The sequence below is a fragment of the Dialister sp. genome, assembly GCF_036343215.1.
Lineage (GTDB): Bacteria > Bacillota > Negativicutes > Veillonellales > Dialisteraceae > Dialister.
Genome location: NZ_JAZASU010000002.1, coordinates 106,471 through 130,509, shown reverse-complemented (window position 1 = coordinate 130,509; position 24,039 = coordinate 106,471). Strand labels below are relative to the sequence as shown.

Genomic DNA, 24,039 nt, shown 5'->3' with positions numbered 1-24,039 from the left:
CTTTTCCTGTGGAAATATAACTTTTCCATTATGGAAATTCTTTGTTGTATATATATTTGAAATAACTTAAGGAATCTGTTATGATTTCCCTTGACAGAATTGTCACTTTGTAGCATTATACTTTTGATGTCATTCACCCTCGACTTTCAGTCATTATGTTGGAGGAGATTCAGATGCTTCTTGCTTTTGATGTAGGAAATACAAATATCGTATGCGGCGTGTATAAGGACAGGAAACTGATCAGGCACTGGCGCGTGGCGACTGATACACTGCAGACTGCCGACGGCTATGCAGCTCTTCTTGGAACCCTGTTTACGCTGAACGGTCTCAGCTTCAAAGATGTGGAAGATGCCATTATTTCCACCGTAGTCCCGCCAATCATCCCGATTCTGGAGACCATGTGCCAGCGCTATTTCCATGTCAAACCCATCATGGTGGGCCCCGGCATCAAGACAGGACTGAATATCCTTTATGATAATCCCAAGGAACTGGGAGCTGACCGCATCGTCAATGCAGTGGCGGCAGTGGCTGAATATGACTGCCCCCTCGTCATCATCGATATGGGTACGGCCACCACATTCTGCGCCATCGATGCGAAGGGAAATTATCTGGGCGGCGCCGTGGCACCGGGTATCGGTATTTCCATGGAAGCTCTTTTCCAGCGCGCTTCCAAACTGCCCCGCATTGAACTGGTGAAGACCCCGAAAATCATCTGCCGCAACACGGTTTCTGCCATGCAGGCAGGGATCTATTACGGCTTCGTCGGCCAGATTGATGAAATCGTAAAGCGGATCAAGGAAGAATTGAATGAACCGAATGTGAAAGTCATCGCTACCGGCGGCCTGGCAACGCTGATTGCCAAATCTTCCCGCACCATTGATGTGGTAGACCCCATGCTGACACTGAAGGGGCTTCTCCTGCTTTATGAAAAAAACAGAAATGAAAAGCGGTAATAAATTCAGTGAAAGATGAAGCTTCGGCTTCATCTTTTTTTATGCATAAGTTTTGTATATATTGAATTTTAATTCACATGGGTGTATATTTATAACAAACGGAACCACATTTTCATTTTGGAGGGGTTTATGATGAAAAAAGAAATAAAATGGATTCTTCTGGGTCTCGCTGCGGCGGGCACTCTTTTTGCGGGGGGCTGCGGTGGTGAAAAAGCGGCATCTTCTGCTTCTTCTGCAAATGCCGGTCAGCAGAGCGCATTGATGCAGAAAATCAAAAAAGAGGGGAAACTGGTGGTAGGGACAGCTTCCGGGTTCCCGCCTTATGAATTCTTGGATACGTCCGTGAAAGACGGAAAGAAGATCGACGGAATCGATATGAAGCTGGCCGAAGCAGTAGCAAAGAAACTGGGCGTGAAGCTGGAAATCCAGGATATGACCTTCCAGTCGCTCCTTTCCTCTATTACTACGGGAAAAGTGGACATTGCCGTATCCGCTATCAATCCGACTGACGAACGGAAAAAGACCGTGGATTTCTCTAATAATTATCTGGAAGGGAAGCAGACGCTTCTCATCCGTAAGGAAGACGAAGGGAAATATAAGACTCTTGCTGATTTCAAAGGGAAGAAAATCGCTGTCCAGAAGTCTACCATCCAGGAAAAACTGGCCAATTCCCAGATTCCCGAAGCCCAGATCGTGGCCCTTGCTAAAGTTCCGGATGCTCTCCTTGAACTGAAACAGGGCAAAGTGGATGCCGTGCCGGTTCAGAACATCGTGGGCGGTCAGTATCTTGTTACCAACAAAGACCTGGCGCCTACCAATATTTATTTCGAGAAATATACCGGCGGTGCTGCCGTGGCTCTCCCCAAAGGCAGTGACGATGTGGTGAAGGTCATCAATGAAGTCATCAAGGAAAATCAGGCCAATGGAAATATTGAAAAATGGGTAGATGAGATGACAAAGAAAGCCGTAGCCAATGCCCAGTCGAAATCATACTGATAAACGATCTCCCAATTCACCCGGTTATGATATATAATGAATATAAGGATTTCTGAATTTTTATTCAGAGGAGGCTACTATGAAAAAATCTGTAAAAGCACTTCTGCTCGGTGCAGCATTCATCGGGGCATTGGCAGTGTCGGGCTGCGGCGGCTCTTCAGCGCCGGCCAGGAGCGACGCGGCCAAATCAGCTCCCCAGGGCAATCTGATGGAAACCATCAAGAAGAGGGGTAAACTCATTGTCGGTACCTCTTCCGGCTATCCGCCCTATGTATTTGTGGATTCCGAATCTCCGGACAAGAATGTCATCGGCCTGGATATGGAGATGTGCAAACAGATTGCTGACAAGCTGGGCGTAAAAATGGAAGTACAGGATATGGGCTTCTCCGCCCTCCTGTCTTCTGTGACTGCCGGTAAAGTGGATATTGCTGTCGGCGGCGTATCCCCGACTCCGGAAAGAGAAAAAGTGATGGCTTTCTCCGATCAGTACTTGCCCACGGAGCAGAAACTGCTGGTCCTCAAGAAAAATCAGCATGTGTATAAGTCCATGGCGGATTTGAAAGGGAAGACGATTGGCGCTGAAAAGTCGACTACCCAGGAAGCGACGGCCCAGAAAGTAGAAGGGGCCAATGCTCTTGGCCTTTCCAGCGTGCCCGATGCCATCCTGCAGCTGAAAAATGAAAAACTGGACGGCATCGTTCTTGAAGGAGTCGTGGCGAAACAGTACCTCATTTTCAACGATGACCTGGCTTTGGCCGATGTGCAGTTTCAGGGGGCCCATAAGGTCTCTGCCGTAGCCTTGAAAAAGGGCAATGATGATCTGGTCAAGATGATCAATGAGATCATCAAGAAAGATACGGAATCCGGCCAGTTTGAAAAATGGGTCGATGAATACAGCCGTATTGCCGTGGAAAAGGCAAAGAAATAAATATTTCTTAAATCAAAAAGATGCTCTTCGGGGCATCTTTTTTGCTGGAGTGGAAAGGAATTCGGCGGCTTGTGAATGACTTGCGGATATTTTCCAAAAGTAATGAATAAATATTGACATATATGTATAAATATGCTAATATTTATGCAAGTTAAACAGGGAACCAGATTCCTGGCATATATGAATGAAGAGGTGCAGTATGATGATGAAAAGTAAAAAAGCATTAAAGATTCTGGCAATCGCTATGGCAGCAGCGGCAGCGCTCACTATGGCAGGCTGCGGGGGCAGTGATCAGGGAGCAAAATCTTCTGCCCCGCCGGCGCAGAAGGAAAGCGCCCTGATGCAGAAGATTAAAAAGAATGGCAAGATCGTGGTTGGCACGGCATCCGGTTATCCGCCCTATGAATTTGTAGATACCTCCCAGGGGGACAAGAAAGTTATCGGCATCGATATGGAACTGGCCCGGAAGGTGGCTGACAAACTGGGTGTCAAGCTGGAAGTGCAGGATATGAATTTCCAGGCCCTTCTTTCCTCCCTCACCGGTGGAAAAGTGGATGTGGCTATCGCAGGGATCAATCCGACGGATGAACGCAGGAAGTCCATGGATTTCTCCGATAATTACCTGCCCACGGAACAGAAAGTCATCATCAGAAAGGCGGATGCTGACAAATACAAGAAAGTAGAAGATTTATATGGCAAGACCATTGGTGTACAGAAGTCCACCACCCAGGAAGCTCTGGCTAAAGAAAAAATCAAGGATGCCAAGATTGTAGGCCTGGCTCATGTACCGGAAGTGGTATTGGAATTGAAACAGGGCAAAGTCGACGGCCTTGTGGTAGAAGGCATCGTCGGTGAACAGTATGTCATTTTCAACGATGACCTCATGTTCTCGGACATCAAATTCCCGAATGCCGTGAAGAATTCGGCTGCCGCTATTCAGAAGGGAAATGAAGATGTGGTCGCCATCATCAATGCAGTCATCAAGGAAAATACGAATAACGGCAATTTCAAGAAATGGACGGAAGAATACAGCAAGAAAGCCGTAGCAAACGCAAACAAGAAATAAATGGCCTTCCTATATTCCTGCATAAAACGCTGTGGGGCATTGCTCCACGGCGTTTTTGTGAAAGAAATCGTCGATAAAATTTTTTGATAAGCTCATATAGTCAGCCTTTAGTGCGTATGTTATAATGAATCAACTATTGAAAGTAATCCTTTCAGAAAGAGAGGCTTCTCCATGAACAAAAAAAACATTCCGTTTTCTGATGAACTGATTAAAGATATTGCTGCCAGATACGGCACTCCTTTTCATATTTATGATGAAAAGGGCATTCTTGACAATGTGAAACGGCTCCAGAAAGCTTTTTCCTGGAGTCCTGATTTCCATGAATATTTCGCAGTCAAAGCGGCTCCGAATCCCTGGCTTATGAAAAGTTTGAAAAACCTTAACGTAGGCGCCGACTGTTCCTCCATGGCAGAACTGGTTCTTTCCGAAACCGTAGGCCTTAAGGATGATGATATCGTATTTTCTTCCAACGATACGCCGGATGAAGAATTCCTGAAGGCCAGTGAACTTGGCGCCATCATCAACCTCGATGATATTTCCAACCTGGATGATCTGGAAAGACTCCATATCATTCCGAAGAAGATCTGCTTCCGCTACAACCCCGGACCGGAACTGGCAAGGGGCAATGCCATTATTGGCACGCCGGAAGAGGCCAAGTATGGCATGACCTATGACCAGCTCATGAAATGCGTGGACTGGGCAAAGGAAAAAGGGATTTCCTATATCGGTATTCACACCATGGTCATTTCCGCGGAACTGGAACTTCCCGGCCTTCTTGGCACCATTTCCATGATGTTTGACCTGGCCAATGAGATCCGGGAAAAGAAAGGCGTCACCGTAAGCTTCATCGATTTTGGCGGCGGCATCGGCATTCCTTACCGTCCGGAACAGACCGCAGTGGACCTGGAAAGTCTTGGGTACGGGGCCAGAAAGCTTTATGAAGAAAAGATGAAGGGCTTCGACCATACAAGAATCTGCTTTGAATGCGGCCGCGCCATTACCGGTCCTTACGGATTCCTGGTCACAAAGGCCATTCATTATAAACATATTTACAGGGATTACATCGGTGTGGATGCCTGCATGGCGGATCTCATGCGTCCCGGCATGTATGGCGCCTACCATCATATCACAGTCCTTGGCAAGGCCGATGCGCCGAAAGATCATGTCTATGACGTGACCGGTTCTCTCTGCGAAAACTGTGATAAATTTGCTATCCAGAGAGAACTTCCCGAAATCAAAACGGGTGACCTCATCGTCATCCATGATACGGGAGCTCATGGACACAGCATGGGGTATAACTATAACGGCAGGCTCCGTCATCAGGAAATCCTGGTTCATGAAGACGGTTCCATCCAGCAGATCCGCAGGAATGAAACCCTTTATGATCTCTTTGCTACCCTCGATTTCCCGCAGCTGAAAGAAAATACGGCAAAAGTGGAAAAATAAATTTCGTATTACCGCAGGTTCTAAAAGACCTGCGGCTTTTCTTTTGGAAATATTTCCTATATGCTTATGTTCTACAAAGCCTCTATAATCTAAATAAATCATAGAAAAAGTGGACATCATATAGTATAATGAATACATGGAATTATATATGTTCATTTGAGATCAGGAGGATGACATGTTTACTTTAAAGACCATTGAATTCAACGGAAAAACTCCGCAGATTGATGAAAACGCATTTGTTGCTCCCCATACATTCCTCTCCGGCGACGTAAGAGTCGGAAAATACGCCAGCATCTGGCCGGGAGTCGTTGCCCGGGGCGATGTCAATTATATTTCCGTAGGCGAATGTTCCAATGTACAGGACCTCTGCTGCCTCCATGTAGCTGATGATCATCCCTGCATCATTGGTGATTATGTGACCATCGGACACAGCGCCGTCGTTCATGCCTGCACAATTGAAGATCACGTCCTGATTGGCATGCACGCTACTGTCATGGATGGAGCCGTCATCGGACGGGGTTCCATCGTGGCTGCAGGAGCCGTCGTATTGGGAGGGACTAAAGTTCCGCCGAATTCCCTGGTTGCCGGCGTTCCCGCCAAAGTTGTCCGGACCATTGACCGTATGAAGAATATCCATGCCCAGGCCATCAAGTACAAGACGGAATGGGCCATCGGTTATGGCGCCAATCCGGATATCGAAGGCGAACTGTATCACGGTGAAAAGATTGTTTAATCCATGCCGGATCTGTAAATAAAAGATCACCCCATAAAGGGACTCCTTTGTGGGGTGATTTTTATAATCATCTGATGCGTGGAATATTTGACTATATCCCCTTCGGAGCTATATAATAAAGAGCAACTATTATTTAAAGATAATGAACTTATCTTTGATTCTGGAAGGTGAAATTATGCGTGATAAATACGTTCCTCAGCAGATTGAAAAAAAGTGGCAGAAAATCTGGGAGGATACCAAAGCATTTGAAACTCATTCTGATCCCAATAAGAAGAAATATTATGTACTGGAAATGTTCCCGTACCCCTCCGGCAATCTTCATATGGGCCATGTCAGAAACTATTCCATCGGTGACGTGGTAGCCCGTTTCAAGAAGATGCAGGGCTTCAATGTCATTCATCCCATGGGCTTTGATGCTTTCGGCATGCCTGCCGAAAATGCGGCCATCAAACACGGCACTCCGCCGGCTGAATGGACTTACTCCAATATTGACAATATGACCCGCCAGCAGAAGGAGCTGGGTCTTTCCTATGACTGGGACCGCAAAGTCCTGACCTGCCGTGAAGATTATTACAAGCATACCCAGAAGCTCTTCGAAATTTTCTACAAACGGGGCCTGGCTTACAAGAAAGAAGCCAAGGTGAACTGGTGCGATACCTGCCATACGGTTCTTGCCAATGAACAGGTAGAAGAAGGCCGCTGCTGGCGCTGCAAGAATCCGGTGGTGAAGAAAGATCTTTCCCAGTGGTTCCTGAAGATTACCGATTATGCTGACCGTCTGCTGGCAGACCTGGACCATATGCCGGGCTGGCCGGAAAGGGTCAAGATCATGCAGAGAAACTGGATCGGCCGTTCCACCGGCACCCAGTTCTCCTTCAAGGTAGAAGGCATGGACGCATCCATTCCTGTCTATACCACCCGCGTGGATACCGTTTACGGTGTTACCTATATGGTACTGGCTCCGGAACATCCGCTGGTTCCGAAACTGATTGAGAATAACCCGGAAAAAGCAAAACTGGAATCCTTCGTCGAAGAGATGAGAAACCAGAACGATATCGTCCGTACTGCAGAAGATGCGCCCAAACTGGGCATGTTCACCGGCAGCTATGCGATTCATCCGCTCACCGGCGAAAGAGTGCCGATCTGGATTGCCAACTACGTCCTCTATGAATATGGTACCGGTGCGGTTATGGCCGTTCCGACCCATGACCAGCGCGACTTTGATTTCGCAAAGAAATACAGCCTGCCCATGAAACTGGTTGTCCAGAACAAAGCTCACAGCCTGAAACTGGAAGATATGGAAAAGGCTTATGATGCCGATGGTTACCTCGTCAACTCCGGTGAATTTGATGGCTTCACCTCCGAAGAAGGCCGCAAAGCGATTACGAAGAAATTTGAGGATATGGGTATCGGTCAGGGAAAGGTAAATTACCGCCTTCGTGACTGGCTGATTTCCCGTCAGCGTTACTGGGGCTGCCCGATTCCGATCATTCACTGCCCCCATTGCGGCAATGTACTGGTACCGGAAAAAGATCTTCCTGTAGTCCTCCCGACGGATGTCAATTTCGTAGCCGGAGCGACTTCCCCGCTGGAAACGTCTGAAAAATTCCTTCATGTGAAATGCCCGCAGTGCGGCGCAGACGCAATCCGCGAAACGGATACCATGGATACCTTCATCGACTCTTCCTGGTATTTCCTCCGCTACTGCGATCCTCATAATGAAAAGGAACCATTTGATAAGGATAAAGCCAACTACTGGATGCCGGTGGATCAGTACATCGGCGGCATTGAACATGCCATCCTTCATCTGCTCTACTCCCGCTTCTTTATGAAGGTCCTTCAGGATGAAGGCATGGTTGCTTATCCGGAACCCTTCACCAATCTTCTCTGCCAGGGCATGGTACTGAAAGATGGCGGAAAGATGAGTAAGTCCGTAGGCAACGTGGTTTCCCCGGAAGAAATCGTAGGGAAATATGGCGCTGATACGGCCCGTCTCTTCATTCTCTTTGCCGCTCCGCCGGAAAAGGATCTGGAATGGTCCGATCAGGGCGTGGAAGGGTCTTACCGTTTCCTGAAACGTGTCTGGGCAATCGTAGGCAGGTTCCAGGATATGGACAAGGAAGAAAAAGGAAAACTTTCTCCTGAAGAATTTGCACTCCGAAGAAAGCTGCACCAGACCATCCAGAAAGTCACGGAAGACCTGGACGGCAAGTTTGCCTTCAATACCGCTATTTCCTCCATCATGGAACTGGTCAACGAAATGTACCACTATGCGGAAAGCCATAAAGTAGTGGAAAAAGACCTGGCTCATGAACTGCTGAAAAACCTCCTCATTCTCTTGGCTCCTTTTGTTCCCCATATTACGGAAGAACTGTGGCAGGGAATGGATGAAGCGGAAAAGAGCGTTCATGAAGCTTCCTGGCCATCTGTGGATAAAGAAGCTCTCATAGTAGATGAAGTGGAACTGGGCGTACAGGTCAACGGCAAAGTCCGGGCGACCATTTCTGTTCCCGTTTCCATGAGCCGTGAAGAAATCGGCGCTAAAGCACAGGAACTTCCGGAAGTGAAGAAATTCACCGATGGAAAGAAGATCGTGAAGGTCATTGTCGTACCGAAGAGAATCGTAAATATCGTAGTGAAATAAATGAGATTAAAAAGCTGTGAAGCCAATGGTTTCACAGCTTTTTTTGTCGTGGATTTTGGAGAAGAGGAAGTTTTCTTTCTTCTTTGTGTTAAAATTAGAAATAAGAGAGAGTTCTGACAAGGAGGTTCCTATGCATATCACCTGTGAGGGAAGAAGTTTTGACTTTTTTGACGGGGCTACTCCCCAGAATTTGTGGAATATCGTCCGCGGGACAAGAGACAATACGGAAGCGGTCCTGGCGGACTGTGATGGCGATATCATCGATTTCCAGACGCCCTTTAAGAAAGAGTGCACTGTGAAATGGATACCCCTTAAAGCGCCGGAGGCTTACCAGGCTTACCGCCGGACAGCCATTATGCTCCTCATTTGTGCAGTCAAGGAAGTCTATGGAGAAAATGCGGACGTAAAGGTCAAGCATTCTCTTGGGAAATCCATTTACTGTGAATTCAGGGATGGTCACATTCCGTTGCAGAAGGAACTGAACCGGCTGGCAGAGCGGATGAAGATGATTGTCAATGAAAAAAGGGATATTACCAAGCTTATGGTAGGAAAAAACCGGGCTATCGCATTCCTCCGCATGAAAGGGCGAATAGAGGATGCTGAACTTCTATCACAGATGGATGTTTTACAACTGGATGTAGATCAGTGCGGCCGGTTCATTGATTATTTCTTCGGCCCCATGCTGCCGGATATGGGATTCGCCCAGTGCTTCGGCCTTCATTCCTATGCGCCGGGTTTCCTCCTTCAGCTGCCGGGACCGGGTGAAATGACCCTGTCTCCCCAGAAGGATGATCCTCTCTTTGCCAGGGTATTTCTTGAATCCCAGCGGTGGAGTGAGCTCATCGGCTGCCATAATCTGGCAGAGCTCAATAAATCCATTGACAATGGTTCTATTTATGATTTAGTGGCTACGGCGGAAGCGCTGCAGGAAAAGAAACTGGCAGAACTGGCAGACCTCATCTGCGGCCAGAAACCATCGATCCGCCTCGTATGCATTGCGGGGCCCTCATCCTCCGGAAAAACCACATTCATGAAGAAGCTCATTGTGCAGCTTTGGGTGAATGGCGTTCGCCCCGTCATGCTGTCCCTGGATGATTATTTCAGAAATCGGGACGAGATGATAGGGGAAAACTGGGAAAATCTGGAGGCTCTGGACCTTTCCCTTTTTGAAGAAACCGTATCTTCTCTCCTGGAGGGAAAACCGGTCCATCTGCCTCACTTCAATTTCATTACGGGGAAAAAAGAGTGGGAAGAGGGGACGGTAACTCTTGGCGAAGGACAGCCCATCCTGGTGGAAGGGCTCCATGCATTGAATCCGGAACTGACTTATTTCGTTCCCGGCTATCAGTGCCTTCGTGTGTATCTTTCTGCCCTGACCCAGCTTACGATTAATGATCACAATCGCATTTCCACTTCCGACAGCCGGCTGCTGCGGCGCCTGGTAAGGGATTTCCAGTTCCGCGGAAATGGCCTGGAACATACATTGACTGTATGGGATAATGTGCGGCAGGGAGAGGAAAGAAATATATTCCAGTTCCAGGACCGGGCCAATGTGGTCTTCAATTCGGCCCTCCTCTATGAAATCCCGGTACTGAAAAAGCTGGCCAGACCCCTTCTGGAAAGCATTCAGCCGGACAGCCCTGCCTATGGGGAGGCAAAGAGACTTCTCTATTTCCTCCAGCCATTCCGCGAACTCGATGCCTCCGTGGTCCCGGATCAATCGCTCCTTCGTGAATTTGTAGGCTATAAAGGTCTGGGAAGATCGTTCCTTAATCGTTGAAAATTCAAGAGGAAACGGGAAATTTGATTATAACGAAAAATTTAGATATAATATAAGAAATAAAATCATCGATAGTATTGAGAGGAAGTTGATTGAATGACAGATGTACTGATTATAGGGGCAGGACCTGCCGGGCTGAATGCGGCTCTTTATGCGGCCCGTAAGGAACTCTCCGTTAAAATTGTGACCACCGACATCGGAGGCCAGATGCTGCTTACGAAAGATATTGAAAACTATCTGGGCTTTCCTTCCATTTCCGGTTTCGAGCTGGCTGACAAAATGGAAGCCCATGTGCGCCAGTATCCCGTGGAGATCATTTACTCTGGTGTCAAATCCCTGGCCAGAGAAGATGACCATTTCAAGGTCATTCTGGATGATGGGAAAGAACTGACCGGAAAGACCTGCATCGTGACGGCAGGAAAGCGCAGCCGCACCCTTGATATTCCGGGAGAAAAAGAATTTACCGGCCGGGGCGTGAGCTACTGCGCCACCTGTGATGCGCCTTTTTACAGGAAAAAGACGGTTGCCATCGTGGGCGGGGGAGATAGTGCCGTTCAGGCGGCTATTGAGCTTTCCAGACTTTCCCCCAAGGTGTATCTCCTTGTGAGAAGCCGCATACGGGCCCAGGAAATCCTTGTCCGCCGCATGAGGGCTTTGAGTAATGTGGAAGTCCTCATGGGCTGGACACCGGAAAAAGTGGTGGGTGAGAAGAAAGTAACCACCCTGGTTGCAAAAAATAAAACAGACGGCAGTCTCCATGAAATCAAAGTGGACGGCGTCTTTGTGGAAGCAGGAGGAATCCCCAATATTTCCTTCCTCCCTGAAGAAGTGAAAAGAAACAGTCTGGGTGAGATTATAACTGATAAAGAAGGAGCCACGAATATGCCCGGCCTTTTTGCGGCGGGTGATGTGACGGACTGCCAGAATAAACAGATTATCATTGCGGCCGGAGAAGGGGCAGCGGCAGCCCTCTCGGCTCATGAGTATATGCTGGCTGGTGAATGATGAGGGTGACGAAAAAAATCAAGGCTGAACAGCTCAGGCGTCTCTCTGAAGTCTATAAAAATGATGGCACCATGCTTCATTTTTCGAGTCCCTTTACGCTCCTTGTAGCCGTGGTGCTTTCAGCCCAGTGTACGGATAAAAGGGTGAATATCATTACGCAGCGCCTTTTCCCAAGGCTTGACACACCTGCCAAAATGGCAGAATTGACGCAGGCCGAATTGGAAATGGAAATCCATGACTGCGGACTGTATAAAGCAAAGGCAAAGAATCTCCTAGGCATGTGCCATATGCTTATGGAAAATTACCATGGGGAAGTGCCGGAGGATTTTGACGAACTGGTGAAACTCCCCGGAGTCGGGAGAAAGACGGCCAATGTGGTGCGGAGTGTGGCTTTCGGCTATCCGGCCATTGCGGTGGATACCCATGTGTTCCGCGTTTCGAACCGCCTGAAACTTTCCACAGGTAAGACGCCGGATGAAGTGGAGGAAGGACTGAAAAAGGCCATTCCCATGAAAGACTGGTCCGCGGCCCATCACTGGCTCATCTGGCATGGAAGGAGAGTGTGCCATGCGAGACGCCCGGACTGTGAGACCTGTTTCCTCCAGAATGTGTGCCCCTCCTGTACGGTAGATGTAGAACCCTGGAAAGGGCCTGAAGTGGAAGAAAAATAATATTTCCAAAATAAAAAAGGCTGTGATCTTTCGACCACAGCTTTTTATTTTGTTATCAGAACATATTGAGGAGGCCCTTGAATCCGTAGGAGGCTACCGGGAGAATGGCATCCACTGTCTTGGAAATACCGGTTGGTTCCGGAGCCGTAATGAGGAGCAGGAGGACGGCCAGAATGGTGATGCCGAGGGATAGCAGATTGGCCTTGCCTTTGCGGGACATTTCATAATAGCCGAAGAGACGGAGGCCGATGGCTCCGAAGAAGGTAATGATCAGGCCGGAAATGGAGAAGATGCCGAAGAGCAGATTGGCCATGACGAAGGCCACGAAGAAGACCGGCAGGAAAATGAAGGGGAAATTGTAGGCAATCTTTGAACGGTTCATATTCCGGCGCATATCGTCCAGCCAGTCTCCCATATCGAAACCAAAGAGTCCGGAGAAGAGGAAGGAAAGGAGAACGATTTTTTCCCAGCAGTCAGAGAGACGGTCCCTGCTCTGACCAAGCCACCAGCAGAATACGCAGAGGAGAAGTCCCACGATTCCGGCGATGATATAGTACAGGGAGGCAGGAATAAATTTCACGCAGATCATGCCGATGGTGGCAAGAATGGAACCGATGACGATCCATTTTGTCAGTTCACCGGAAGAAGCACGCTGATTCTCGGGAACATTGGTCCAGCGTTTGTAAAGGACTTCCGTCATAAAAACGAGAAGGAAAATGGCCAGGGCACCGAAAGGATACACAAAGACGCAGAGCAGAATGAGGAGGACCGGCAGGAAAATCCGGAACCCTTTGAAGAAGTGAAGCTTCTTGAAGTTCAGCTTTTCATTCTGCGTATAAATCGTGAGGCGCATAAATACCAGGTACGTCAGCATGATGCCTACCGCTTCGATGGGGTCGCAGCCCGTATACAGGAGGGCACAGAATACGAGGATCGACATATTGGCACCGGTAAAACGGCTGACCAGGGAACCAAAAAGGCCTATATTGAGGAAGGCCACAATTGCATCAGCAAAATTCAAAACATCCATCTCCTTTTAATAAAAACATACTACATTAGTATACCTGTTGGGACCATTTGGCGCAAGGTGGTTCGTTACAGGAAAATTTTATTTAAATATAAAAGCATAAAAGTATGGAGCCCCGGGGCTTTATGGGAAATGGCTTTTACATATATGGTGAAAACTGATAAAATAAATAAAAATCATGGATTACAGGAGGAATTTCTCATGGATGATCTGATTATAGTTGACTGCCAGCATGACTTCATTGACGGGTCGCTGGCCTGCGCCCACAGCCATGAAACGGTATTATGGCTCATCGATTTTATCAATGCCCATAAAGTGCGCTGCCTTTATACATCAGACTGGCACAATAAAACAAACGGCTCTTTCAAAGTAAATGGAGGCATATGGCCTGTCCACTGCGTAGCCGGCACGGAAGGGGCGTCTCTGGATGAATCATTTGCGGAGAAAATCAAAGAACCTTCCAACCGGCCTTCGGGAGAAAATCTTTTCCTGAAAGGAAGAGATGACAAAGTGGAAGAATATTCCGCTTTCAATGGAACCAGCGAAAAAGGAGAAATCCTTGGAAATATCGCTTCTGCCCATGTCTATGTCGGCGGGATTGCTTCCGAATATTGTGTGAAGGAAACCGTACTGGCCCTTCTTTCGGCGGGAAGAAAAGTTACCCTCCTGGCACCGGGACTGGGTTACGTATCCGAAGCGGACCATGTGAAAGCGCTGAGAGAATTGGAAGAAAAGGGTGTGGAAATCCTGAAATAAGGAGACTTTATGAGTGAAGACAGGATAGGGGATATAGGGGAATTCGGCCTGATCCGCCGCATTACTCATGATTTCATTTACCGGCCGGAACTGGTTTGCCTGGGAACCGGAGATGATGGCGGTGTATACCGTATTCCGGAAGGCTTCGATGAAGTGATTTCCACAGATACCATGGTGGAGGGTCTTCATTTCACAAAAGAGACCATGGGCCCGGAAGACGTGGGCTACCATCTGGCGGCCTCCAATTTCAGCGATATGGCTGCCATGGGAGCCGATGCGCACGGGTTTGTCCTTTCCATAGCCCTTCCCAATGATTTACCGGTTTCATGGGTGGAAAGTCTTTATGACGGAATTCGCCTCTGCTGCCGGAAATATAGGGTCAATCTCCTTGGCGGTGATGTCACCGGCTCCCCGAAAGGAATCATTCTTACCGGAACGGTGCTGGGGATGGTTCCTGAAGGAAAGATGGTTCCCCGGAGCGGGGCCAAAGTGGGAGATCTGGTTTTTGTGACGGAAACCATTGGCGATTCTGCCGCCGGGCTCTATGCCCTGCTTCATGGCATGGAAAAAGACTGGCCTTTTCTTGTCAAAAGGCACCGGCGCCCGGAGCCTCAGATTGAAAAAGGAATCCTTCTGCGAAAAGCGGGTGCCCATTCCCTGAATGATATTTCTGACGGCCTTTCAAGGGAACTGAATGAAATCGCCCTGGCTTCGCAGGTGGAAATAGAAATAGAACCTGCCCTCATTCCTCTTTCCGAAGAAACAAAAGCGCTGGCAGTGAAGGAAAAGGTCAATCCTCTTTCCTGGGCTTTTAATGGGGGAGAAGATTATGAACTGACGGGTACCATTTTCCCTGAATCTTTTGATACAATAGAAAGAAAGGACGGAATTACCGTTATTGGCAGGGTGACCGGCAAAGGTCATGGTGTTTATCTGAAAGAAAATGGAAGCCGGAAGCTTCTGGAAATTCACGGTTATGATCATTTTGTGAAATAATGGGAGGCAACAAATGTACACACTGGTAGTAATCAGACATGGCGAAAGCGAATGGAATAAACTGAACCTTTTCTGCGGCTGGACGGACGTCGAGCTGTCTGATAAGGGGTTTGAAGAGGCTAAAGAGGCAGGCCGTCTCATGAAGGAGGAAGGCCTTACCTTTGACTGCTGCTATACTTCCGTACTCAAGAGGGCCATTCATACCGCTTACACGGCTCTTGACGTGATGGATCTCAACTGGATTCCCGTGATTAAGGATTATCACCTGAATGAACGCCATTACGGGGCCCTGCAGGGACTGAACAAGACGGAAACGGCTGACAAATATGGTGAAGAACAGGTTCATCTCTGGAGACGTTCCTACGATGTCCGTCCGCCGGCCCTTTCTGCTGAGGACCCGAGAAATCCCGTAAACCAGGCGCCCTATCAGAAATTCAAAGATGAAGTACAGCTGCCGCTTACGGAATGCCTGAAGGATACGGTGGCCAGGGTAGCGCCCTATTTCGAGGAAGTCATCCGTCCGCAGATTGAAAAAGGAGAAAGGATCCTGATTGCCGCTCATGGCAATTCCATCCGTGCCCTGAGAAAACATCTGGAACATATTTCCGACAGTGAAATCGCAGGCATGAATATCCCTACGGGTATTCCGCTCGTTTACCATATCAACCCGGACTTTACCATTCACGATGTGGCATACCTGGGCGATCAGGAAGCCATCAAAGCGAAAATCAATGCGGTGAAAAACCAGTCTGCCGCTTCAGCAAAGAAATAAGGAGGTGCCGGGAGGCTTCCGGGATAACCGGAAGCTTTCCTTATAGTAAGATATGATCCATCTGATTCGAAAAAATGAAGATCCCGATCGGGCGCCCATCCTCATACTCGAAGGGGGCGCCATGCGGGGCATCTTTACATCCGGAGTCCTTGATGCCTTCATGGACAGAAATTTCTATTTTCCGCAAGTCATCGGCATTTCTGCCGGCTGCCTTCAGGGGCTCTGCTATATTTCCCGGCAGCGGGGGAGAAACAGGAAAGTCAATACCACTTACTGTACTGATTCCCGCTATATGGGTCTTTCCCATATGCTGAAGGGCGGGTCCTTCTTTAACTGGGAGTTCATGTTCGGCGATCTGGCCCATGAACTGGTGCCTTTTGACTATGAAACTTTCAGCAGGGCAAAGGAAACTCTTTATACCGTTATTACTGATGCAGAAAGCGGGGAACCCTGTTTTATTTCCAGCCATTCCATGGACGTGGATGAATATATGAAAGTCTGTGAAGCCAGCTGCTCTATCCCCCTGGTTTCAAGGCCTGTGAAATGGCGTGAAAAGCATTACGTCGACGGGGGCGTCAGCCTGCCGCTGGTTCCCATGCCCGAGGAAATCCCGTTCCCTCATGGCAAAATCGTCTATGTCCTTACAAGAGATGTCACTTATAGAAAGAAACCGGTTCCCTTCTGGTTTCACGGCCTTCTTGATTTCAAATATGGCCGGGAGTTCCCTTCCGTGGTAGAGGAAATGTGTTCCATTCCGCCGAGATACAATGAAAAAGTGGATTGGGTCCTTGAAATGGAAAAATCGGGAGAGGTCTTCGTCATCCGTCCGGAAAAACCGGTCACCGTATCCAGAACGGAACGGAATGTGGCAAAACTTCGCGAGCTTCATGGGGAAGGCTATCGCCTGGGCCAGGAACGGTTTGATGAAATGATGAGGTGGCTTTATGAGTGAAGTGGTGATTCCAAGCAAAAGCGAAAAAGAAACCATGAATCTGGGCCGTTTCTTTGGAAAACATGCGATGGATGGCCTTTTCATAGCCCTCACCGGTGATCTGGGGGCAGGGAAAACCCATTTCGTCCAGGGCCTGGCAGAAGGCATGGGAGTGCAGGGAGTCGTAGGAAGTCCCACCTTTACCATTATGAATTATTATGATGGACCTACTCCGCTCAAGCATTTCGATTTCTACCGCCTTCATAGCGAAGATGATCTCTGGAATATAGGCTGGGAAGAATATGGTGAGGGCGGCGTCGTAGTGGTAGAATGGGCGGATATGTTTCCTTCCCTCATTCCTGAAGAAAGTATACAGATTGAAATCACCCTTTCCGGAGAAACGGAAAGAAATATACGGATTCACTGGGGCGAAAGGGCTCCGGAAGAAATCATAAAGGAGATTAAAGAATATGCTGCTTGCCATTGATACATCATCACTGGTATTAAGCTGTGCATTGGCAGAAGAAGACCAACTGGTCGCCGAATGGACAGTACAGAGAAAACTGACTCATTCCGAGCAGCTCATTCCTCATATGGATGAAATGATGAAGGAAGCGGGCATTTCCAAAAGTGAAATAGATGCCATTGCCGTATCCATCGGCCCCGGCTCTTTTACGGGACTCCGGATCGGCCTTGCCACGGCCAAGATGGCTTCCTATATATGGAAAGTGCCCCTGGTAGGCGTGGATACCCTGGAAGCCCTGGCCTGGAATATGGCAGGTTCCCGGGCCTTCATCCTTCCCCTTCTGGATGCCCAGCGGGGAAATGTGTATGCAGCCCTCTATGGCGCTTTTGATGAAATGTGGCTGGAAGAAAAAGAAGAAGCGGCTCCCATTGATGAAGTCATTTCGGCAGCCGTAAAACACGGCGGTCCATTAATTGCCGTGGGAGAATGCGCCGATAAATACAGGGACAAACTGCTTGCGGCAGGCATTATGCCGGCTCCTCCTCACAGCCGTCTCTGCCGGGCGGGGAGTGTGGCCCTGGCAGGATTCCAGAAACTGAAAGCAGGAAAGACGGACAATCCATTGAGCATCCTTCCCAACTATATTCGTCGAAGCGAGGCAGAAGTATTATGGGAGAAACGGCATCCGGAATCCTGATCCGTCAGGCGGGAGCCGAAGATACGGACAGCATTTATGAAATAGGTACGCTCTGCTTTTCCGATGCGTGGCATAAGGATACGGTGGCCCATGATATGGAAGGAGACCACAGCGAATACTTTGTGGCCGTCCTGAACGGTGAGATCGCCGGCTATGGATGTTTCTGGTTTGTGGTGGACGAAGGGCAGCTTGTCAATATCGGCGTCCGTCCGGAATACAGGAGACGGGGCCTTGCTGAAGCCATCCTGGAAAGAGGACTGGAAGAATGCAAAGCCAGAAATATGAAAACCATATTTCTGGAAGTCCGGGTCAGCAACCGCTCGGCCCAGGCGCTCTATAAGAAATATAATTTCCGCTCCCTGGGGGTGCGGAAAGGGGTATATGACCTTCCTAAAGAGGACGGCTATATTATGTCCCGTGAAATATAAGGAGTCGTTATGAAGATATTATCCTTTGAATCGAGCTGTGATGAGACGTCCTGTGCGGTGATCGAGGATGGGAGAAAAATCCTTTCCGACGTGATTTCCACGCAGGTGCCGATTCACAAGAAATTTGGTGGAGTGGTTCCGGAAATCGCATCCCGCCACCATATAGAAGATGTCCTTCCCGTGGCCATTGAAGCCCTGGATGAAGCCCGGTGCAGCTGGCAGGATATGGATGCCATTGCAGTCACCCAGGGACCGGGGCTCGTGGGAGCTCTTCTTGTGGGAGTAGCTGCAGCCAAAGCGGCAGCCTGGGCACTGGATAAGCCATTGATCGCGGTGAATCATATGGAAGGCCACATTTTTGCCAACCTTCTCCAGTATCCTGACCTGGAACCGCCATTCCTTTCCCTTGTCGTTTCCGGCGGCCATACCATGATCGTCATCGTGAAAGATTACAATACATTCCAGCTCCTGGGGCAGACAAGAGATGATGCGGCAGGAGAAGCTTTTGATAAAATTGCCAGGGTCATGGGCTATCCTTATCCAGGGGGACCCCATATCGACCGCCTGGCGCAGGAAGGAAATCCTGATGCCGTGACCTTCCCTATGGGACTGGGGAAGGAACATAACTTTGACTTTTCCTTCAGCGGCCTGAAATCGGCAGTTATCAACTACCTCAATACGGCTAAAATGAAAAAAATGGAAGTGAACTATAATGACATCGCCGCATCTTTTCAGAAGGCTGTCATCGAAGTGCTTGTTGAAAAAGCCATGAAGGCCAGTGAACTGACAGGACTTAAAACCATTGCCCTGGCAGGAGGCGTGGCGGCCAACAGCGGGCTTCGCAAAGCGCTGAAAGCAGAATGCGATAAACGGGGTATCCGCATGTGCCGTCCGGACCCGGTGCTCTGTACGGATAACGGGGCCATGATTGGATGCCGGGCTTATTACATGGCCCTTGCGGGAGATTATGCGCCCATGAATCTTAATGCGGATCCCCGCCTGCCCTTCCTGGCAGACCAGGTGAAGCTCTGATTTAACTCTGAATCGGGAGGATGGGAGACTTTTATGCAGACACGGGGATTGGAAATGAGCCAGCTTTACACGCTGGTCCGTGATACGACAAATCTGACTGACGTACAGGCAAAAATCCTGGATCACATGCAGGCGGCTCTCCAGCTGGCCAGTGATGTTTCCAGAAATCAGGTGTATTTGTGTGCCAGAGGGAAAAATGATGATATTTCCGTCATCCTGGCAGCAGTGAAACCTTCCTATACCCATGGTTCCACCTTTTTCAGGTCCGGTGACACCTTTCTGGAAGGAGAACTGGCGCTGATCGAAAATGTTTTTACAACGGGCAGAAAAGTGGTAGGCAGGAAAAGGCTTGATCAGGGACTGGAAGTCGCAGCAACGGCTTATCCTGTCGTAGATAATGCGGGACAGCCCTTTGCGGCGGTCTGTTTCCTCTCTGGTTCCCTCCGTCAGCAGCAGGTGCTGACGGATACGGCCAATCTGGCCCTTCAGGTGCCCTTCAGCGCGGATGATTATTACAGCATCCGGCCTCAGGACGGTATGATCGTACTGGATTCTCTGGGCCGCATCATTTATGCCAATGATATGGCCGATGATCTGTACTTTGTACTCGATAAAGAGGCTGTGGAAAAACGGGAAATCGTGGGCCATACCATCGTTCGTTTTCCTCTTGTGGAAAAAGTCATGAAAACAGGCCGTCCTGCCTATGGCGATGAAGTATCTGAAAATATGACCCTTTCCGCCTGGGGGCTCCCCATCATTTCCGGCGGGAAGGTGGCAAGGACTGTTCTCGTTTTGACGGACGTGACGGCGATCAGGGAAAAGGAAAGACAGATTCTTGTCAAGGATTCGGTAATCAAGGAAATTCATCACCGGGTGAAGAACAGCCTTAATACGATTGCCGGCATGCTCCGAATGCAGGCAAGGCGGGCTAAAGATGAGGATACGAAAGATGCCCTGAAAAGAGCGGTGAGCAGGATTCTCGGTATTTCCCAGATTCATGATATCCTGGCCAACCAGAGTGGTGATAAAATAGATTTGGATATACTGCTCGATAAAATCACGAAACTCTCCGTAGACAGCCTGGCCCTCATTCCCGTGACCATTCTTCGTGAAAAAGCCGGAAGAGGACTGATTGTGGATTCGGAAAAAGCCGTGCCCCTGGCTATTGCGGCGAATGAGCTCATTCATAATGCCATTGATCATGGTTTCAGGGACAGGAAAAGAGGCACTCTTACGGTAGGCACCAGAATCGAGGGAACCTGGATTCATGTGTATATCAGGAATGATGGAAATCCGCTGCCCGAAGATTTCAGCACTAGGACTTTCAATCTGGGGCTTCAGATTGTGAGAAACCTGGCTGAAATAGAACTGAAAGGGAAGTTCTCCGTGCAGAATGAAAGCGGTTTCGTGGCGGCAGATATTTACTGTCCTATACCATTGATGGAGGGGTAAAATGGCAGAACGATATAGAATTGTAATTGCAGACGATGAATCATTGAGCTCCATGGACTTGAAAGAAATGCTGGAAGAGGCAGGCCATGAAGTAGTAGGTGTAGGCTCTGACGGTGTGGAAGCCTTGGATCTGGTGAAGGAAAAACATCCGGACCTTGCCATCCTGGACGTGAAAATGCCCCGGCTTGACGGCATCCAGGCAGCCAAAATGATTGCTCATGACAATTTGGCGCCCGTCGTCCTCCTCACAGCTTTTGGCGATGAAGACATGATTGAAAAAGCTAAGAAATCCATGGTTTTCGGTTATGTGATGAAACCGGTGGAGGAAAGGACTTTATTTCCCGCCATACAGATTGCGGTGGGCCAGTACCGTTTGAAACGGGATATGGTGGACCGCGTAAAGAACATGGAACGGGAACTGGCGGCACGAAAGATCGTGGACCGGGCCAAGGGGCTCCTTATGGATTACTATCATATTACTGAAGAAGACGCCTATCGCCGCATGCAGCAGACCAGCATGAAACGGGGCATTACCATTGCTGATGTGGCCCAGCGGGTGGTCAAGGAAATCATGGCAAGGAAGAACAGGTAAACAGCTGTTTGCCGGGGCTGCCGGCTGATTATATGTATAAAGGAGGAATTGCGATGAAGTACACATTTTTAGGACATGCATGCTTTAAAATCGATACGGGGAAAGAAAGACTTCTTTTCGATCCCTTCCTTACGGGAAACAGCCAGGCGGCAGTAAAGGCAGATAAAGTGAGATGCGACTATATCCTTCTCTCCCATGCCCATGGCGATCATTTTGGAGATGCCAATGAAATTGCCCTCCGTACCGGAGCACTGGTCGTGGCTATTCCGGAAGTCATCAGCCTTTTCTCCGATTCCGTATCCAATTTCCAGCCCATGAATCTGGGGGGACAGTTCAAGGCGGATTTCGGTACCGTGAAAATGGTCCAGGCCTGGCACAGCTGTGGGGCTGCCGGCGGCATTCCCTGCGGATTCATCATTAAATTCAATGACGGCCCTACCGTTTACTATTCCGGCGATACGGCGCTCTTTGGGGATATGAAACTCTTTGGAGAGCTTTTTGATATTGATTATGCCATCATGCCCATTGGCGATAATTACACCATGGGACCGGATGATGCGTTGCTGGCGGCGAAATTCCTGAAGGCGAAGCATGTGATTCCTCTTCATTACAATACCTGGCCGGTGATTGCCCAGAATGCGGAAGATTTCAAGAAATCAGCCGGTGAGAAAGGAATTGACGTGATGATCGTAAAGCCCGGAGAGACTATCGAACTCTGAAATTGAAATTCATTGAAAGCGCCTTCCTGCCTGGGCGCTTTTTTTATTGAAATATTTCAAGAGCCCTGCCCCTTTCATTTAAATATGTTAAAATGAGTAAAGCAGGAAACTTGAATATTGAAAACAAGGAGAATTTCATGAGCAAAGAAGATAAATTTTTTGAAGCTCTGCGGGAATTTGCAAAATATATCAGTGACGCCGGCGTTATCCTGAATGAGGTGGCAGAAGGCCGGACAGATCCCGCTGAAGGATATAAAAGAGTATCTGAGATCAAAAGAATATGCAGGGACAATTACGGCAGGCTGACAGAGAAAATGTATAAAACTTATAAAGATCCCTGTGATCTGGACCTGGCAAGGGGCATGATCGACAGGGGATACTCCATTGTGGGTATCCTGAAGGATGTCTTTTCCCGGCTGGATATGATTCAGGTGGGGGAAGCTCCGGAGGAATTGAAACTTTCTGCCCGCCTCGTCTCATCGTCACTGGAGGAATTGAAGAAGACCATGGACTATACGGAGGATATAAGCCGGAATTACATGAAAATGGAAGCGCGCTGCAACAGGATTTATACCTATGAGGAACGGGGAGACGAGTGCTTCAGAAGCTGCATGCGGAAACTCTTTGGCGGAGAGGATACAAAATATCTGATTTACTGGAAAATGATTTTTGAAGATCTGGAAGAAGCACAGGATGCGGTGGCCGGCATGGTGCCGCTTCTGCAGAAACTCATTACGGGAATGTGAGAACGATTTAACCGTCAGGCAGCCCATTTTCCGCATAACAATTAAAAAAATAAAGAATGAAGGAAATTTTATAAATTTATACTCTTTTCAGTGGATTTTTTATGAAAATCATGTATAATAAAAATACATGGAGGAAATGCCATGGGATGGTTTGGCCATCCGGCTCTATTGATGATTATTTCCCTGATTATCAATCCGGCTGCGGACTGATCATACTCCTCAATGATCGTCGTGCACAAGGAAGCGGTGTAGTACCGCTTTTTTTGTTGGCTTCAGAGAAATTAAAGTTTTGTTCGTGTTATAATGGGGCAGTACCCTTAAACTATTGGGAAAAGAGGTTTTGGAAATGCAGCGACCTGTCCGCACATATCAATGGAAAGATGGAAAGAAACTTTCCCTTTCCGACAAATCCCTGGTCATGGGGATCCTTAATGTGACACCCGATTCTTTTTCAGATGGAGGAAACTGGGATAGCCCGGAAAGGGCCATTTCCCATACCCATGCCATGATCGAAGAAGGGGCGGATATCATCGATGTGGGCGCTGAATCCACGCGCCCCGGCTCTCTGCCCCTTACCGCCGGGGAAGAAACGGAAAGGCTCATGAATTTCCTTCCGGAAGTGCTGAAGGAAAGTTCCGTCCCTGTATCCATCGATTCCTATCATTATGAAACCATGGAAAAAGCGCTTTCCGCCGGAGCCCATATGGTCAATGACATCTGGGGATTCCAGCATGATGATGGCAGCATGGCATCCGTATCCGCATCTTTTGGAGTGCCGGTCATTCTTATGCATAACCGGGAAGATCACGATTATGAGGAAGATGTCCTGGAAAGCATGAAGCATTTCTTTGAGAAATCCATTGAAATCGCATTGAAAGCCGGTGTCAAAGAAGAAAATATCATTCTGGACCCGGGGATCGGCTTTGGAAAGACGGCTGAGCAGAATATGGAAGTCCTTTCCAGACTTGACGAACTCACCCGCCTTTTCCCCTGCCCCTGGCTTCTCGGGGTCAGTCGGAAACGGTTTATCGGTTCCATTCTGGACCTTCCGGCGAAAGAACGGGATGAAGGGACCGCAGCAGCGAGTCTCTGGGGCGTGGAAAAGGGATGCACGATTTTTCGGGTACATAATGTACAGATGACGGCCCGGACACTGAAAGTATGGGATGCCCTTCGCGACGTGAATCATTAAGAGGAGGCTTT

Annotated in this window: 24 protein-coding genes; 23 read left to right on the top strand and 1 reads right to left on the bottom strand. The window is 48.6% G+C overall.

What is annotated here, in order from left to right:
* Positions 1-173: 173 nt before the first annotated feature.
* From VZT47_RS01820 to nth, 10 genes are all read left to right on the top strand, one after another.
* Positions 174-953: a type III pantothenate kinase gene (locus VZT47_RS01820; protein ID WP_330223276.1), complete on the top strand. Its 780-nt coding sequence runs from the start codon at positions 174-176 to the stop codon at positions 951-953.
* 129 nt (positions 954-1,082) lie between these two features.
* On the top strand, positions 1,083-1,949 hold the full coding sequence (locus tag VZT47_RS01815; RefSeq protein ID WP_330223275.1) for a transporter substrate-binding domain-containing protein: 867 nt from the start codon (positions 1,083-1,085) through the stop codon (positions 1,947-1,949).
* A gap of 79 nt (positions 1,950-2,028) precedes the next feature.
* A complete protein-coding gene (locus tag VZT47_RS01810; protein WP_330223274.1) occupies positions 2,029-2,877 on the top strand; it encodes a transporter substrate-binding domain-containing protein in 849 nt (282 codons plus the stop codon).
* A gap of 199 nt (positions 2,878-3,076) precedes the next feature.
* Positions 3,077-3,943 (top strand): transporter substrate-binding domain-containing protein, encoded by an 867-nt coding sequence (locus tag VZT47_RS01805; RefSeq protein ID WP_330223273.1) that lies wholly within the window; start codon positions 3,077-3,079, stop codon positions 3,941-3,943.
* A gap of 171 nt (positions 3,944-4,114) precedes the next feature.
* On the top strand, positions 4,115-5,389 hold the full coding sequence (locus VZT47_RS01800) for a diaminopimelate decarboxylase (RefSeq protein ID WP_330223272.1): 1,275 nt from the start codon (positions 4,115-4,117) through the stop codon (positions 5,387-5,389).
* Positions 5,390-5,564: 175 nt separating this feature from the next.
* Positions 5,565-6,122, top strand: a complete 558-nt coding sequence (locus VZT47_RS01795; RefSeq protein WP_330223271.1) for a gamma carbonic anhydrase family protein — start codon at positions 5,565-5,567, stop codon at positions 6,120-6,122.
* Positions 6,123-6,297: 175 nt separating this feature from the next.
* On the top strand, positions 6,298-8,766 hold the full coding sequence (gene leuS / locus VZT47_RS01790) for a leucine--tRNA ligase (protein ID WP_330223270.1): 2,469 nt from the start codon (positions 6,298-6,300) through the stop codon (positions 8,764-8,766).
* A 130-nt stretch (positions 8,767-8,896) separates the two neighbouring features.
* Positions 8,897-10,546 carry a nucleoside kinase gene (locus VZT47_RS01785; protein ID WP_330223269.1) on the top strand — a complete coding sequence of 550 codons (1,650 nt, stop codon included), beginning with the start codon at positions 8,897-8,899 and terminating at the stop codon, positions 10,544-10,546.
* A gap of 96 nt (positions 10,547-10,642) precedes the next feature.
* Positions 10,643-11,551 carry an NAD(P)/FAD-dependent oxidoreductase gene (locus VZT47_RS01780; protein WP_330223268.1) on the top strand — a complete coding sequence of 303 codons (909 nt, stop codon included), beginning with the start codon at positions 10,643-10,645 and terminating at the stop codon, positions 11,549-11,551.
* Positions 11,551-12,222 carry an endonuclease III gene (gene nth / locus VZT47_RS01775; RefSeq protein WP_330223300.1) on the top strand — a complete coding sequence of 224 codons (672 nt, stop codon included), beginning with the start codon at positions 11,551-11,553 and terminating at the stop codon, positions 12,220-12,222. The genes VZT47_RS01780 and nth overlap by 1 nt, the downstream gene beginning before the upstream one ends.
* Before the next feature lie 55 nt (positions 12,223-12,277).
* Here nth and VZT47_RS01770 read toward each other — a convergent pair whose 3' ends face one another.
* Positions 12,278-13,252, bottom strand: a complete 975-nt coding sequence (locus VZT47_RS01770) for a hypothetical protein (protein WP_330223267.1) — start codon at positions 13,250-13,252, stop codon at positions 12,278-12,280.
* A gap of 198 nt (positions 13,253-13,450) precedes the next feature.
* On the opposite strand from VZT47_RS01770, the gene VZT47_RS01765 reads away from it, so the two are divergent.
* From VZT47_RS01765 to folP, 13 genes are all read left to right on the top strand, one after another.
* Entirely contained in the window at positions 13,451-14,005 is a 555-nt protein-coding gene (locus tag VZT47_RS01765; RefSeq protein WP_330223266.1) for an isochorismatase family protein, read from the top strand.
* Positions 14,006-14,014: 9 nt separating this feature from the next.
* Positions 14,015-15,001 (top strand): thiamine-phosphate kinase, encoded by a 987-nt coding sequence (gene thiL / locus VZT47_RS01760; protein ID WP_330223265.1) that lies wholly within the window; start codon positions 14,015-14,017, stop codon positions 14,999-15,001.
* Between the two features lie 13 nt (positions 15,002-15,014).
* A complete protein-coding gene (gene gpmA, locus VZT47_RS01755) occupies positions 15,015-15,773 on the top strand; it encodes a 2,3-diphosphoglycerate-dependent phosphoglycerate mutase (RefSeq protein ID WP_330223264.1) in 759 nt (252 codons plus the stop codon).
* 52 nt (positions 15,774-15,825) lie between these two features.
* Positions 15,826-16,725, top strand: a complete 900-nt coding sequence (locus VZT47_RS01750) for a patatin-like phospholipase family protein (RefSeq protein ID WP_330223263.1) — start codon at positions 15,826-15,828, stop codon at positions 16,723-16,725.
* Entirely contained in the window at positions 16,718-17,191 is a 474-nt protein-coding gene (gene tsaE / locus VZT47_RS01745) for a tRNA (adenosine(37)-N6)-threonylcarbamoyltransferase complex ATPase subunit type 1 TsaE (RefSeq protein WP_330223262.1), read from the top strand. Before VZT47_RS01750 ends, tsaE begins: the two co-directional genes overlap by 8 nt.
* On the top strand, positions 17,175-17,867 hold the full coding sequence (gene tsaB / locus VZT47_RS01740; RefSeq protein ID WP_330223261.1) for a tRNA (adenosine(37)-N6)-threonylcarbamoyltransferase complex dimerization subunit type 1 TsaB: 693 nt from the start codon (positions 17,175-17,177) through the stop codon (positions 17,865-17,867). The genes tsaE and tsaB overlap by 17 nt, the downstream gene beginning before the upstream one ends.
* Positions 17,840-18,295, top strand: coding sequence for a ribosomal protein S18-alanine N-acetyltransferase (gene rimI, locus VZT47_RS01735; RefSeq protein WP_330223260.1), 456 nt, complete (start codon positions 17,840-17,842; stop codon positions 18,293-18,295). Before tsaB ends, rimI begins: the two co-directional genes overlap by 28 nt.
* 9 nt (positions 18,296-18,304) lie before the next feature.
* Positions 18,305-19,327, top strand: coding sequence for a tRNA (adenosine(37)-N6)-threonylcarbamoyltransferase complex transferase subunit TsaD (gene tsaD, locus VZT47_RS01730; RefSeq protein ID WP_330223259.1), 1,023 nt, complete (start codon positions 18,305-18,307; stop codon positions 19,325-19,327).
* Between the two features lie 33 nt (positions 19,328-19,360).
* Complete coding sequence (locus VZT47_RS01725) at positions 19,361-20,779, top strand: sensor histidine kinase (RefSeq protein WP_330223258.1); 1,419 nt, start codon at positions 19,361-19,363, stop codon at positions 20,777-20,779.
* Position 20,780: 1 nt separating this feature from the next.
* A complete protein-coding gene (locus VZT47_RS01720) occupies positions 20,781-21,371 on the top strand; it encodes an ANTAR domain-containing response regulator (protein WP_330223257.1) in 591 nt (196 codons plus the stop codon).
* A 53-nt stretch (positions 21,372-21,424) separates the two neighbouring features.
* Positions 21,425-22,090 (top strand): metal-dependent hydrolase, encoded by a 666-nt coding sequence (locus VZT47_RS01715; protein ID WP_330223256.1) that lies wholly within the window; start codon positions 21,425-21,427, stop codon positions 22,088-22,090.
* A 137-nt stretch (positions 22,091-22,227) separates the two neighbouring features.
* Complete coding sequence (locus VZT47_RS01710; RefSeq protein WP_330223255.1) at positions 22,228-22,836, top strand: DUF47 domain-containing protein; 609 nt, start codon at positions 22,228-22,230, stop codon at positions 22,834-22,836.
* Positions 22,837-23,182: 346 nt separating this feature from the next.
* Entirely contained in the window at positions 23,183-24,028 is an 846-nt protein-coding gene (gene folP / locus VZT47_RS01705; RefSeq protein WP_330223254.1) for a dihydropteroate synthase, read from the top strand.
* The last annotated feature ends 11 nt before the right edge of the window (positions 24,029-24,039 follow it).